This is a genomic window from Xanthomonas hortorum pv. pelargonii (assembly GCF_024499015.1).
Classification (GTDB): Bacteria; Pseudomonadota; Gammaproteobacteria; order Xanthomonadales; family Xanthomonadaceae; genus Xanthomonas; species Xanthomonas hortorum_B.
Genome location: NZ_CP098604.1, coordinates 1,406,622 through 1,419,409, shown reverse-complemented (window position 1 = coordinate 1,419,409; position 12,788 = coordinate 1,406,622). Strand labels below are relative to the sequence as shown.

General features: G+C 65.5%; 11 protein-coding genes, 1 other RNA gene and 1 pseudogene. 10 read left to right on the top strand and 3 right to left on the bottom strand.

Annotation, left to right across the window (positions count from 1 at the left end; genetic code table 11):
• Positions 1–81: 81 nt before the first annotated feature.
• Both rsmI and rnpB read left to right on the top strand, forming a co-directional pair.
• Complete coding sequence (rsmI, locus tag NDY25_RS06365; protein WP_168957087.1) at positions 82–903, top strand: 16S rRNA (cytidine(1402)-2'-O)-methyltransferase; 822 nt, start codon at positions 82–84, stop codon at positions 901–903.
• Between the two features lie 146 nt (positions 904–1,049).
• An RNA gene (rnpB, locus tag NDY25_RS06360) (RNase P RNA component class A) lies at positions 1,050–1,399 on the top strand.
• Between the two features lie 382 nt (positions 1,400–1,781).
• On the opposite strand, the pseudogene NDY25_RS06355 reads toward rnpB, so the two are convergent.
• The 3 genes and pseudogenes from NDY25_RS06355 to NDY25_RS06345 form a co-directional block, all read right to left on the bottom strand.
• Positions 1,782–2,098, bottom strand: a pseudogene (locus tag NDY25_RS06355) (CcdB family protein).
• Positions 2,095–2,346: a type II toxin-antitoxin system CcdA family antitoxin gene (locus NDY25_RS06350; RefSeq protein WP_168957085.1), complete on the bottom strand. Its 252-nt coding sequence runs from the start codon at positions 2,344–2,346 to the stop codon at positions 2,095–2,097. The pseudogene NDY25_RS06355 and the gene NDY25_RS06350 overlap by 4 nt, the downstream one beginning before the upstream one ends.
• Before the next feature lie 50 nt (positions 2,347–2,396).
• A complete protein-coding gene (locus tag NDY25_RS06345; RefSeq protein ID WP_168957084.1) occupies positions 2,397–3,164 on the bottom strand; it encodes an NRDE family protein in 768 nt (255 codons plus the stop codon).
• 314 nt (positions 3,165–3,478) lie between these two features.
• Here NDY25_RS06345 and mraZ point away from each other — a divergent pair, with 314 nt between their 5' ends.
• The 8 genes from mraZ to ftsW all read left to right on the top strand — a co-directional run bounded on the left by mraZ (position 3,479) and on the right by ftsW (position 12,769).
• The gene (gene mraZ / locus NDY25_RS06340) at positions 3,479–3,934 is read left to right on the top strand and encodes a division/cell wall cluster transcriptional repressor MraZ (RefSeq protein WP_116906581.1); all 456 of its coding nucleotides are present in this window, start codon (positions 3,479–3,481) and stop codon (positions 3,932–3,934) included.
• Between the two features lie 14 nt (positions 3,935–3,948).
• The gene (gene rsmH, locus NDY25_RS06335; RefSeq protein ID WP_168957290.1) at positions 3,949–5,007 is read left to right on the top strand and encodes a 16S rRNA (cytosine(1402)-N(4))-methyltransferase RsmH; all 1,059 of its coding nucleotides are present in this window, start codon (positions 3,949–3,951) and stop codon (positions 5,005–5,007) included.
• Positions 5,004–5,267, top strand: coding sequence for a cell division protein FtsL (gene ftsL, locus NDY25_RS06330; protein ID WP_005991913.1), 264 nt, complete (start codon positions 5,004–5,006; stop codon positions 5,265–5,267). Before rsmH ends, ftsL begins: the two co-directional genes overlap by 4 nt.
• A 208-nt stretch (positions 5,268–5,475) precedes the next feature.
• Complete coding sequence (locus NDY25_RS06325) at positions 5,476–7,344, top strand: peptidoglycan D,D-transpeptidase FtsI family protein (RefSeq protein WP_168957083.1); 1,869 nt, start codon at positions 5,476–5,478, stop codon at positions 7,342–7,344.
• A gap of 8 nt (positions 7,345–7,352) precedes the next feature.
• Positions 7,353–8,828, top strand: a complete 1,476-nt coding sequence (locus tag NDY25_RS06320) for a UDP-N-acetylmuramoyl-L-alanyl-D-glutamate--2,6-diaminopimelate ligase (RefSeq protein ID WP_180336505.1) — start codon at positions 7,353–7,355, stop codon at positions 8,826–8,828.
• Positions 8,825–10,318, top strand: a complete 1,494-nt coding sequence (locus NDY25_RS06315; RefSeq protein WP_168957081.1) for a UDP-N-acetylmuramoyl-tripeptide--D-alanyl-D-alanine ligase — start codon at positions 8,825–8,827, stop codon at positions 10,316–10,318. Before NDY25_RS06320 ends, NDY25_RS06315 begins: the two co-directional genes overlap by 4 nt.
• A complete protein-coding gene (gene mraY, locus NDY25_RS06310; protein WP_023902725.1) occupies positions 10,308–11,393 on the top strand; it encodes a phospho-N-acetylmuramoyl-pentapeptide-transferase in 1,086 nt (361 codons plus the stop codon). The genes NDY25_RS06315 and mraY overlap by 11 nt, the downstream gene beginning before the upstream one ends.
• The gene (gene ftsW, locus NDY25_RS06305; RefSeq protein ID WP_168957080.1) at positions 11,393–12,769 is read left to right on the top strand and encodes a putative lipid II flippase FtsW; all 1,377 of its coding nucleotides are present in this window, start codon (positions 11,393–11,395) and stop codon (positions 12,767–12,769) included. The genes mraY and ftsW overlap by 1 nt, the downstream gene beginning before the upstream one ends.
• Positions 12,770–12,788 lie beyond the last annotated feature (19 nt).

The window sequence follows — 12,788 nt, the reverse complement described above, 5'->3', positions numbered from 1 at the left end:
TCAGATCCATTGGACGGGGCCCGCCGGGGCGGACCGTTAAAAACGCTACGATTCTACTCTTTGCCCCCGGAAATACCGCTGATGACGTCCCCCGGAACCCTGCATGTGGTCGCCACGCCGATCGGCAACCTGGCCGACCTATCGCCGCGTGCGCAGGAGGTGCTGCGTGGCGTGGCCGCGATCTGCGCCGAAGACACCCGCCACACCCGCCAGTTGCTCGGCCATTTCGGCATCGACCGTCCACTGCTGGCCCTGCACGACCACAACGAAGAAGCCATGTCCGAGCGCATCGTCGCGCGCCTGCGCGAAGGCGAGTCGCTGGCCATCGTCAGCGACGCCGGCACCCCGCTGGTCAGCGACCCCGGCTTCAAGCTGGTGCGTGCCGCGCGCGCGGCCGGGATTCGGGTCAGCCCGGTGCCTGGCGCCTGCGCCGCCATCGCTGCGCTCAGCGTGGCCGGCCTGCCCAGCGACCGCTTCAGTTTCGAAGGATTTCTGCCCGCCAAAAGCGCTGCCCGCCGCGAACGCCTGGCGCACCTGGCCGGCGAGACCCGCACCTTGGTGTTCTACGAATCCTCGCACCGCATCGTCGAGTCGCTGGCCGACCTGCGCGGCGCCTTCGGCGACGAGCGCCCGGCGGTGATCGCCCGCGAGCTGACCAAGCTGTTCGAAACCGTGCTCGACGGCACCCTGGCCGAGTTGCAGGCCAAGGTCGAAGCCGACGACAACCAGCGCAAGGGCGAGTTCGTGGTGATGGTGCAGGGCGCCGCCGACGCCGCCGAAGGCCAACTGGCCGAAGGCCGCCGCGTCTACGCCAAGCTTGCCGAGCACCTGCCGCCGTCCACCGCCGCCAAGCTGGCCGCCGAGCTGACCGGTGCGCCGCGCAAGGCGTTGTATGGCGGGTAGGTTTGCTGTTGCAGGAGCACGTTTACGTGCACTGGGATTTTTCTCGGTAAGGCCTCTCGCGCCCGGGTGCGCTCCTACCGGTAATGGCGGGGCTGGCATCGCTGCGCCGTTCTGCAAGGTGGCGATAGCGTATAGTGCGCCCCGGCGGAGTCGGCCAGACAGTCGCGTCACTCGCAAGAGTGCCGAGGAAAGTCCGGGCTCCATAGGGCAAGGTGCCAGGTAACGCCTGGGCGGCGCAAGCCGACGGAAAGTGCAACAGAAAGATACCGCCTACGTTCCTTTCGGGGAGCCGGTAAGGGTGAAATGGTGCGGTAAGAGCGCACCGCGAGTCCGGTAACGGACCGGCACGGCAAACCCCACCTGGAGCAAGACCAAATAGGGATCCATTGGCGTGGCCCGCGCTGGATCCGGGTAGGTTGCTTGAGCGCTGCGGTGACGTAGCGCCTAGACGAATGACTGTCCACGACAGAACCCGGCTTATCGGCCGGCTCCGCCGCCTTTTTGGGCGTAGGCCCAAAAATGCGCCCACGCTTCGTACCGCCAAAGGCGGTACAAAACGCGGGTCCCGCTCCGGGCACGCCAGAACCCCGCGGCTATCGCCGCGCCCCCTTGACTCAAGGGGGCTTGCAGGTAGGTGGTTGGTCGAGGTGCTTGCGCTACGCGCTCGCAGCCGCTTTGAAGATCGAAGGACTACTTGGCTTCGTCAGTCGTTCACTGGCTGTAGCCAACTTCGCTGTATTGATTGCACAAGGTTTCTTGAGGTGCTCATGGCGCGTCTCTAGCGACTTGTACTGTGCCGTCCGTTCTAGTGCGCCCCATTGGGGTGCTGGACCTGGGGCTTGAGCTGCGTCGCTAGAGCTGTTGTGTCGATCTGATACCTAGCCGAATGAGCGGGTGAATAACTCGTCCAGGGCGTCGATGATGCGTTGGCCCTGGTCCTTCAACGTGCCGGCGGGCTTGTTGAGCACTGCCAAGGGCACCGAGGTCATTTCCAGGGGTTGGAGGATGACGCGTTGGCCGGCGACGGTGAGTTCCGGGGTGAAGCGGGATGGGGTCGGGGAATGGGTGGACTTTCGGACCAGGGGTACCACGACGCGGCGGGGGAGGCGTCGAAGATCTTCGACTGGACGACGACGACATAAGGAATGTTCTTGTTCTGGCCGACGTTTGCGTAGACAGCGAACTGGTCGGTCATAGCGTGGAGAACTCGTCGGCGAAGGAGCCGTGCGCCTCAGTGAAGGCTTTCCATTCGCTCGCAGAGCGCTGTAGTTCCATCGCTCTGGCGCTGTGGCCTTCGCGCTCTTTGGTGACGTAGTCGGCCAGCAGTTCCTCGACCTTTGCCGACAGATTGCCGGTCATGGCGCGGGCCTGAGAGGCCAGGTCGGAATTGATGGTCAGGTTCAGTGGCTTCTTTTGCGCGGAGCTATCGTAATAACGGCTCATGAGCGGCCTCCCGGGGGTTATGCGCACGCTATGCGCATGACCCCGGGTTGTCAATGCGTGCTGGCGATGTCCAGCCGTGTTTCGCCCTGGAAGATCCCATTTGGTCCAAAGCGGCGTTCGTGGATGAAGCCGCGGCCTTGCTGGTCCACCGCCACGATGGTGCTGGCACGCGTGCCGTAGCTGGCGCCGGTGATGAAGGCGGCCGAGAGCAGGCGTTCGGTTGCCAAGTCCACCCCGGTGTGGGGAAGCGCGGCGTCGGGTGCGATGGCAGGGTTGCCCAGGGCGGTCCACAAGGGTTGCAGGTCGTCGCTGTCGGTGGCGCACCAGTGGTGCAACGCATTAGTCAGTGCGCCGGTCTTCGGCCACTGCGCGTCCAGCGGGCCGTTGGACATGCCATGGATGCCGGGCGCCAGCGTGCGGGCCAGTGGCGGGTGGTTGCTGAGGTGCTCGCAACGCTCGGCATCGCACAGCAATAAGTTGAAGGGCGGGAACTCGTGCGCGGCCGCTGCCAGATCGCTGGCGTAGGCGGCGGCATCCAGGCTGCCGGCCAGGTAATCGGCAATCAGATGACCGCGCGAGCGCCCGGACGCGGTGGCGAGCGGGTCGCGCACGTTGGTCACCACCGCGACGCGACCGTGGTTGCCCAGCCCTACCCAACTGCCGCCCGAGCGTAGGTCGCGGCCCGCCAGCACGCCGTCGGCCGGCGCTGCCCAACGTGCCAGCGGCGCGGTTGGGCGCTCGTGGAATTCATCGCGGTTGCCCGCCAGCAGCAAACGCCAGCGGGGGTGGGCTTTCCAGGCGAGAGCGACCAGGCACATGCCGCCGATTGTCGCCGGTTTGCGCAGTTGCGATGTGTAGCAGGCTCAATGTGAAGTGAGACCACGGTCGAGTTTACATGGCCTTCACACCCCTGAACTTTTGTTCAATCTCAAAATCTGAGACGAAACAGCAACTTGTGGATAACCTTTGAACAAGTCTCTAAAGAGTGCTGCAACTCATTGATGCAACTGGCGATTTGCGGCCTCCAAAGTTGTTGACAACCTTCGGCGCACTGCTAAGGTGGGCAACGGAGGGAAAACCAGGTGTTTTGTGGTTTTTCGTGGTTCAATGATCCCCCAGCGGGTATTCGAGGTTGCATTCGGTGTTTCAGGGCGAGACTGCCATCACGGTGGACGACAAGGGGCGTATGGCGGTGCCAACCGCGTACCGCGACCTCGTCACGCGTGCGAGCGGCAACCGCCTGGTACTCACCTACAACCCGTTCGAAGCCGGATGTCTGTGGCTGTATGCGGAAAAGGAGTGGGAGCGGGTGCGTGACGATGTGATGTCCAAGCCCAATACCCAGCGCGTGGTTCGCACGCTGCAGCAGAAACTGGTGGGTTCTTCGGCCGTGCTGGAGCTGGACGCCAATGGCCGTCTGAGTATCCCGGCCAGCCACCGCAATGCGGTCGGCATCGAGAAAAAGGCCGTGCTGCTGGGCATGGGCGACAAATTCGAACTCTGGAGCGAGCAGGCACATCGCGCACTGATCCAGCAGACATTGTCTGACGGGGATCTGGGCGATGAATTGCTCGATCTCAGGTTGTGAGCCGGGGTGCCCGGATGCGCGGTGAAGCGCAGCCCGGTCACCCGGTGTCGCAGCCGCCGGCAGCCCATGTGCCGGTGCTGTACACGCAGGTTCTGGATGGCCTGCAGGTGATCGAAAACGGAACCTATCTCGATGGCACGTTCGGACGTGGCGGACACGCCCGTGGCGTGCTGCAACACCTTGGCCCGGGAGGTCGACTGCTGGTGATGGACAAGGACCCCGACGCGATCGCGGTGGCCGAACAAGCGTTCGGTGGCGATGCGCGCGTGTCCATCCATCGCGGCAGCTTCGCCGGGCTCGGCCAGGTGGTGGCTGCGGCAACCGTCGACGGCATCCTGCTGGATCTGGGCGTGTCCTCGCCGCAGCTGGACGTGGCCGGGCGTGGTTTCAGTTTCGGCAAGGACGGCCCGCTGGACATGCGCATGGACCCGGACGCCGGCCAGAGCGCGGCCGAGTGGCTGGCGCAGGCCAGTGACCGCGAGATTGCCGATGTGCTGTGGACCTATGGCGAAGAACGCCAGAGCCGCCGCATTGCACGCGCCATCGTGGCACGCCGCGCCGAACAGCCGCTGCTGCGCACCGCGCAGCTGGCCGACCTGATTGCCTCGGTGATGCCGCGTGGCGACAGCAAGACCCATCCGGCCACACGCAGTTTTCAGGCGATCCGTATCTACATCAACCGCGAGCTGGACGATCTGGAAGCCGGCCTGGATGCCGCCCTGAGTGCGCTCAAGCCGGGCGGGCGCCTGGCGGTGATCAGCTTCCACTCGCTGGAAGACCGCATCGTCAAACAATTCATGGCCCGCTACGCCAAGGCCCCGCCCAGCAACCGCCGCCTGCCCGAAGCGCAGCCGTTCGTGCCGACGCTGCAGTTGATCAGCGGCGCAGTCAAAGCCGACTTCGACGAGTTGAGCGTCAACCCGCGCGCGCGTAGTGCGGTGTTGCGGGTGGCTGAGAAGCTGGGAATGGAGAATGGGGAGTCGGGAATGGGCAAAGGCAACAGCGCCGCTGCTTCCCGATTCCCGAATCCCGAATCCCGATTCCTGGCGTCTCACAACGGAGACGTCGCATGAGCCGCCTGCTGCTCATCGTGCTGCTCGCCTGCAGCATCGCCTCGGCGATCGGTGTGGTGTACATGCGCCACATGCATCGCAAGCTGTTCGTGCAGTTGTCCAAGCTCGAACACACGCGTGATGAATTGAATATCGAATTCGGCCGGCTGCAGCTGGAGCAGGCCACCTGGGCGGAAAGCAATCGGGTCGATCAGGTCGCGCGTGCGCGCATCGGGATGAAGTTCCCGGAGACCAACGACATCGTGGTGGTGCGCCCATGACAGAACGGCAGGACAGCCGTTTTGCACGGCGCAGCCGCCCGCAGGGTGGTGCACACGGTACGCCCATGACAGAACGGCAGGACAGCCGTTTTGCACGGCGCAGCCGCCCGCAGGGTGGTGCACACACAGGTACGCCCATGACAAAACGGCAGGACAGCCGTTTTGCACGGCGTAGCCGCCCGCAGGGTGGCGCACACGGAGGTGCGCCATGAAAGCCGGCCGCAACCGCGCGCGCAGCAACTTCAATCTGCGTGGCCGCCTGACGCTGGTCGGCATCGCGCTGGGCCTGTGCTCGGTGACGCTGATCGGCCGCGCGGCGTTCGTGCAGCTGGTCAATCGCGATTTCTATCAGCGCCAGGGCGAGGCGCGTTACCTGCGCGAGCTGCCGATCGCCACCTCGCGCGGCATGATCACCGACCGCAACGGCGAGCCGCTGGCGGTGTCCACGCCGGTGGAATCGATCTGGGTCAATCCGCAGGAACTGCTGCGTAATCCGGACCGCATTCCCGAGTTGGCCAAGGCACTCGGCCAACCGCTGGACGAGTTGAACGCCAAGCTGGCGCAGAAGGCCGGCAAGGAATTCATGTACCTGCAGCGCCGGATCAATCCGGACAAGGCGCATGCCATCGTCGAGCTGAAGATTCCCGGTGTGTTCTCGCAGCGCGAGTTCCGTCGCTTCTATCCGCAAGGCGAAGCGATGGCCCATGTGCTGGGCTTCACCAATATCGACGACCGCGGCCAGGAAGGCCTGGAGCTGGCCTTCGACGAATGGCTGCGCGGCAAGCCGGGCTCCAAGAAAGTGGTGCGCGATGCGCGCGGCGCGATCGTGGAGAGCGTGGATCTGGTGCGTCCGGCGCAGCCGGGCAAGGACCTGACGCTGAGCATCGACCGCCGCATCCAGTTCCTGGCCTACAAGGAGCTGCGCAACGCGTTGGTTGAGAACAATGCTGCCGGCGGTTCGATGGTGGTGATGGACGTGGCCACCGGCGAAGTGCTGGCGATGGTCAACCTGCCCACCTACAACCCCAATTCGGTCACCGGCATCAATCCGTCGGCGCGCCGCAACCGCGCGGTCACCGATCTGGTCGAGCCGGGTTCGACGATGAAGCCGCTCACCGTGGCCACCGCATTGACTGCCGGCGTGGTGACCAAGGACACCATCATCGACACCAACCCCGGCTACATGGCCGTGGGGCGCTTCACCATCCGCGATGTGCCACGCAACAACGGCGTGCTCAACGTCACCGGGGTGATCACGCGCAGCTCGAATATCGGTGCGGCCAAGATTGCCGCCAAGGTGCCGGATCAGACGTTCTATCAGTCGATCCGCAATTTTGGTTACGGCAGCGCGCCGCATAGCGGTTTTCCCGGCGAATCCTCGGGCGTGGTGCTGCAGCCGGCGCGCTGGAGCGGCCCGTCCAAGACCACGATGTCGTACGGCTATGGCCTGTCGGTGACGCCGCTGCAGATCGCGCAGGCGTACGCCACGCTTGGCAACGGCGGCAAGCTGACCCCGCCGACCTTCGTACGCGGCCAGCACAACGAAACCCGCCAGGTAGTCACGCCGGAAGTGGCGCGCCAGGTCATCCACATGATGGAAACCGTGGTCACCCAGGGCGGCGCCAAGGGCGCGGCCATCCTGGGTTATCACGTGGCCGGCAAGACCGGTACCGCGCGCAAGAACGGCGCCAACGGCTACGAGCGCGGGCATTACAACGCGCTGTTCGCCGGCCTGGTGCCGGCCACGCGCCCGCGCTTTGCAACGGTCATCGTGATCAATGATCCGCAGGGCAAGGTGTATTACGGCGGCCTGGTGTCGGCGCCGGTGTTCCACAAGGTGATGGAAGGCGCGCTGCGCCTGATGGACGTGCCGCCGGACGACATCCAGTCGTGGCTGGCCGCACAGGCCGCCGGCAAGACCGGGCAGCCGATCGCCAAGCCGCAGCCGCCCGAGCTGGACCCGGCATTGATGCCGGATCCGGTGGATGAAGTGTCTGCCGGTATTCCAACCGCACTTGCACCTGCCGCGCTACCCGCGCCGGCCCAGCCCGCACCGCTGCAGGAGAGCCGCCAGTGAGCCGCTCCATGCCGCTGTCGCAGCTGTTGCCAGACGTGCCGATCGCCCACGACGTGCAGGTCTCGGGTCTGGTGATGGACAGCCGTGCGGTGCGTGCGGGCGATGCCTTCGTGGCGATCGCCGGTTTCGGTGCGCATGGCCTGGGCTTCGTCGAACAGGCGCGTGCCAATGGCGCGGCGGCGGTGTTGTTCGAGCCGCCAGCGCCTGCCGAATTGCCGGCACCGGCCGATGCGATCGCCGTGCCTGGTTTGCGCGCGCGTCTGGGCGCGATGGCCGATCAGTTTCATGGCCAGCCCTCGCAGGCGCTGCGCATGGTCGGCGTCACCGGCACCAACGGCAAGACCTCCACCGTGCAGTTGCTGGCGCAGGCGTTGACGTTGCTTGGCATGCCCACCGGCACCCTCGGCACCTTGGGTGTTGGCCTGTATGGCAATGCCGTGCCGACCGGTTTCACCACGCCGCTGGTGTTGCCTACGCACGCGTTGCTGGCGCAATTACGCGATGAAGGCGCGCAGGCCGTGGCGATGGAAGTGAGTTCGCACGCGCTCGACCAGGGCCGCGTCGACGCAGTGCACTTCGACGTGGCGGTGTTCACCAATCTCACCCGCGACCATCTCGATTACCACGGCGACATGGCGCAGTACGGCGCGGCCAAGGCCAGGCTGTTCACGCGCGCTGGATTGAAAGCAGCTGTGGTGAATCTGGACGATGACTTCGGCCGCACGCTGCTGGCCGCGCTTGACCCCGCGCTGCGCGCGATCGGCGTGAGTTCGCGCGCGCAAGCCCAGGCAGTGGTGCGTGGGCAGGCGCTGCAGCTGGACCACAACGGCATCAATTTCGCGCTCAACATCCATGGCGAAGTGCATCCGGTGCACTCGCCGCTGCTGGGCCGCTTCAACGTCGATAACCTGCTCGCGGTCGCCGGCGCGTTGTATGCGTTGGAGATCGCGCCGGCACAGATCGCCGAAGTGCTTGGTCAGCTGCAGCCGATCCACGGCCGCATGAATCGTCTCGGCGGCGCGCATGGCGCCCCGCTGGTGGTGGTGGACTATGCACACACGCCCGACGCGCTGGAACAGGCATTGGCCAGCCTGCGTTCGCATGCGCAGGACCGGCTGATCTGCGTGTTCGGCTGCGGTGGCGAGCGCGATACCGGCAAGCGTACGCAGATGGCGGCGATTGCCGAGGTCAATGCGGATGTAGCGATCGTCACCGACGACAACCCGCGTGGCGAAGATGGCGATGCAATCGTGGCCGACATCCTGCGCGGCTTTGCGCGCCCGGATGCGGCGATCGTGCAGCGCGACCGCGCCGCGGCAATCCATCAGGCCATCAGCATGGCCGGTGCCTCCGACATCGTGCTGATCGCCGGCAAGGGCCACGAGCCGTATCAGGAAGTCGCCGGCGTGCGGCATGCCTTCGACGACGCCATCGTGGCGGCGCAGGCCTTGCTGCCGCGCACCGTGCTGGGAGTGCGCGCATGAAGCTCACTCCGTTGTCGTTGATCGCCCACTGGGCCGGCGGCGAGTTGCACGGCGACGACGCCATGATCGACGCGGTCGGCAACGACACCCGCACGCTCGCCAACGGCAGCCTGTATGTGGCGCTGCGCGGCGAGCGTTTCGATGGACACGACTTTGCCGCAGACGCGATGGCGCATGGTGCCAGCGGGTTGCTGGTGGAGCGCTTGCTGCCGACGCTGAGCGTGCCGCAGGTGCTGGTGGAAAACACCGAACTCGCGCTGGCGCGTATCGCCGCCGGCATGCAGCGCGACCGCGCCACGCGCGTGATCGCGTTGACCGGCTCCAACGGCAAGACCAGCGTCAAGGCCTTGCTGCTGTCGATCCTGGAAGAGGCTGGGCGTGTCGATGGCACCACCGTCTACGCCAATCCGGGCAACCGCAATAACGAGATCGGCCTGCCGCTGGCGGTGATCGCCGCGCCGGACGATGCGGACTTTGCGATCTACGAAATGGGCGCCGGCAAGCCGGGCGATATCGCCTATCTCACCGACATCGCGCAGCCGCATGTGGCCCTGGTCAACAACATCGCACCCGCCCATCTGGAACGCCTGGGCAGCCTGCTCGGCGTCGCGCGCACCAAGGGCGCCATCTACGCGGCATTGCCGGCCGATGGCGTGGCGGTGATCAATGCCGACGATGCCTTCGGCGCCTGGTTCGAGCAGCAATTGCATGCGCAGCCGGTGCACGGTCGCCGCGTGTTGCGTTATGGCTTGCAGGCCAGCGCCGACATCACTGCACGTGGGCTACGGCTGCAGGAAGGTGGTGCGCGGTTCACGCTGGTGACGCCGCAAGGCGAGGGGCAGATCGCGCTGCCGTTGCCGGGCCGGCACAACGTGCTCAACGCGCTGGCTGCGGCCGGGCTGGCGTTGGGCGCGGGTATCGCATTGCCGATCATCGCCGCCGGTCTGGCGCAGGCGCGCCCGGTGGCCGGTCGTCAGATCGCACACACGCTGCCCAGCGGCGCGGTGCTGATCGATGACAGTTACAACGCCAATCCCGGTTCGCTGGATGCGGCCATCGATACGCTGGCTGCCGCGCCGGGCGCGGGTTGGCTGGTCCTCGGCGACATGCGCGAACTCGGCCCGGAAGGCAAGGCGCTGCATGCCGCTGCCGGGCGTCGCGCACGCGCGGCCAAGCTGCAGCGTCTTTACGCGTTGGGCGAGCTCAGTGCCGCCGCCGCGCAGGCGTTCGGCGATGGCGGCCGCGTGTTCGCCACTCATGCCGCGCTGGTCGCGGCGTTGCAGGCGGATCTGGCGCAGGTCGCCGTTTCGCCGACTCAAACGCAGGAATCTTCTTCGATGCACGAACACACCGGTGCGGCGGCGCAGACTGCCGCCACCACGGCGCAGGTCCCGCCCACGTTGTTGGTGAAAGGCTCGCGTGGCAGTGCGATGGACCGCATCGTCGCCGCGTTGCTCGCACCGGCGGAGGACGCCTCCCATGCTGCTTGAGTTGGCCCGTTGGCTACAGCAACTGGAGAGCCTGTTCGGGCTGTTCAACTATCTGACCTTCCGCGGCATTCTGGCGGCGCTGACCGCGTTGTTCCTGTCGTTGTGGATGGGCCCGGCGGTGATCCGCAAGCTGGGCCAGTTCAAGGGTGGCCAGCCAATCCGTCAGGACGGCCCGCAGACGCATTTTTCCAAGGCCGGTACGCCCACCATGGGCGGCTCGCTGATCCTGCTGACGGTGACCTTGTCGGTGCTGTTGTGGGGCGACCTGCGCAACCGCTATGTGTGGTTGGTGCTGGCAGTGATGCTCTGTTTTGGCGCGATCGGCTGGTACGACGACTGGATCAAGATCGTGCGTCGCGATCCCAACGGCCTGAAGTCGCGCTGGAAGTATCTGCTGCAGTCGATCTTTGGCCTGGCTGCCGGTTTGTTCCTGTACTACACCGCCGATGTGCCGGCCGCGATCACCTTCTACATTCCGATGTTCAAGGCGGTGGCGCTGCCGTTGGCCGGCGTGAGCTTTGTGGTCATTGCCTACTTCTGGATCGTCGGCTTCTCCAATGCGGTGAACCTCACCGACGGTCTGGATGGTCTGGCGATCATGCCGACCGTGCTGGTGGCCTGCGCGCTGGGTGTGTTCGCGTATGCCTCGGGCAACGTGGTGTTTGCCGAATACCTGAAAATCCCGCTGATTCCCGGGGCCGGCGAGCTGATCATCATCTGCTCGGCGATTGCGGGGGCAGGGTTAGGGTTTCTGTGGTTCAACACCTATCCGGCCATGGTGTTCATGGGCGATATCGGCGCGCTGTCGCTGGGCGCGGTGCTCGGCACCATCGCGGTGATCGTGCGTCAGGAACTGGTGTTGGTGATCATGGGCGGCGTGTTCGTGATCGAAACGCTGTCGGTGATCATCCAGGTGGCCAGCTTCAAGCTGACCGGCAAGCGCGTGTTCCGCATGGCGCCGATCCATCATCATTTCGAACTCAAGGGCTGGCCGGAACCGCGCGTGATCGTGCGCTTCTGGATCATCTCGGTGGTGCTGGTGCTGATCGGTCTTGCCACGTTGAAGGTGCGCTGATGAACGATAACGCGCGTCAAGCCACTCGACTCGAGGCCATCGGCGGCCGCTACGACCCGTGGCTGCTCGGTGCCGCGGCCACGCTCGCCTCGCTGGGCGTGGTGATGGTGGCGTCCAGCTCGATCGAACTGTCCGACAACCCGTTCTATTACCTCACCCGCCATCTGCTGTTTCTGGGCATCGGCGTTGGCCTGGCGTTCTGGGCAATGCGGACCGAGCTCAAGACCATCGAGCAGTACAACCAGGTGCTGCTGCTGGCCTGTTTCGGCCTGCTGATGGTGGTGTTCGTGCCCGGCCTGGGCAGCAGCGTCAATGGCGCCAAACGCTGGATCAATCTGGGCGTGTCGAAATTCCAGACCGTGGAAGCGGTCAAGGTGCTCTACATCGTGTGGCTGTCCAGCTACCTGGTGCGCTTTCGCGATGAGGTCAACGCGACCTGGCCGGCGATGCTCAAGCCGCTGGGCGTTGCGATCGCACTGGTCGGCCTGCTGCTGATGCAGCCGGACTTCGGCTCGTCCACGCTGTTGCTGGCGATCACCGCCGGCATGCTGGTGCTGGGCGGGGTGAACCTGCCGCGCATGTCGATGCCGATCGTGTTCGGCCTGCCGGTGTTCGCCTTCATCGCGATCCTGGAGCCGTACCGCCTGCGCCGTATCACCTCGTTCCTGGATCCTTGGGCTGACCAGCTCGGCTCCGGCTACCAGTTGTCGAACGCCTTGATGGCGGTCGGCCGCGGCCAGTGGACCGGCGTTGGTCTGGGCGCCTCGGTGCAAAAGCTCAACTACCTGCCCGAAGCGCATACCGATTTCATCTTTTCGGTGATTGCCGAAGAGCTCGGGTTTGTCGGCGTGTGCGGGGTGATCTCGCTGTACGCGCTACTGGTCGGCCGCGCGTTCTGGCTGGGAATGCGCTGCGTGGAAATGAAGCGCCACTTCTCCGGCTACATCGCCTTCGGCATCGGTCTGTGGATCAGCCTGCAGAGCTTCGTTTCGGTGGGCGTGAATCTGGGCATCCTGCCGACCAAGGGCCTGACCCTGCCGCTGATTTCCTCCGGCGGTTCGTCGGTGCTGATGACCTGCGTGGCGATGGGCTTGTTGTTGCGCGTGTCCTACGAAATGGATCGCGCCGAGCGCCTGCGCAGCAAGTTGTCGCCGCAGGGTGCGGGCGCGCCGTCGGCGGAGCCGGCCGAGCCGGTGGTCGACTCAGTGCCGCCGGCGTATGCGCCAGCGCGCAAACCGCAGCGCGATACCGTGGCTGCCGCTGCGCCCGCACCCGCACCGGTCGCTGCAGCATCGGTGGCGCCGGCATCGGCCATTCTGCGCGGCACCAGCCGCATGCAGCCGCGTGTGGAACCGACGTTCGGGAGAATCGCGTGAGTAATAAGCACGCCAATCC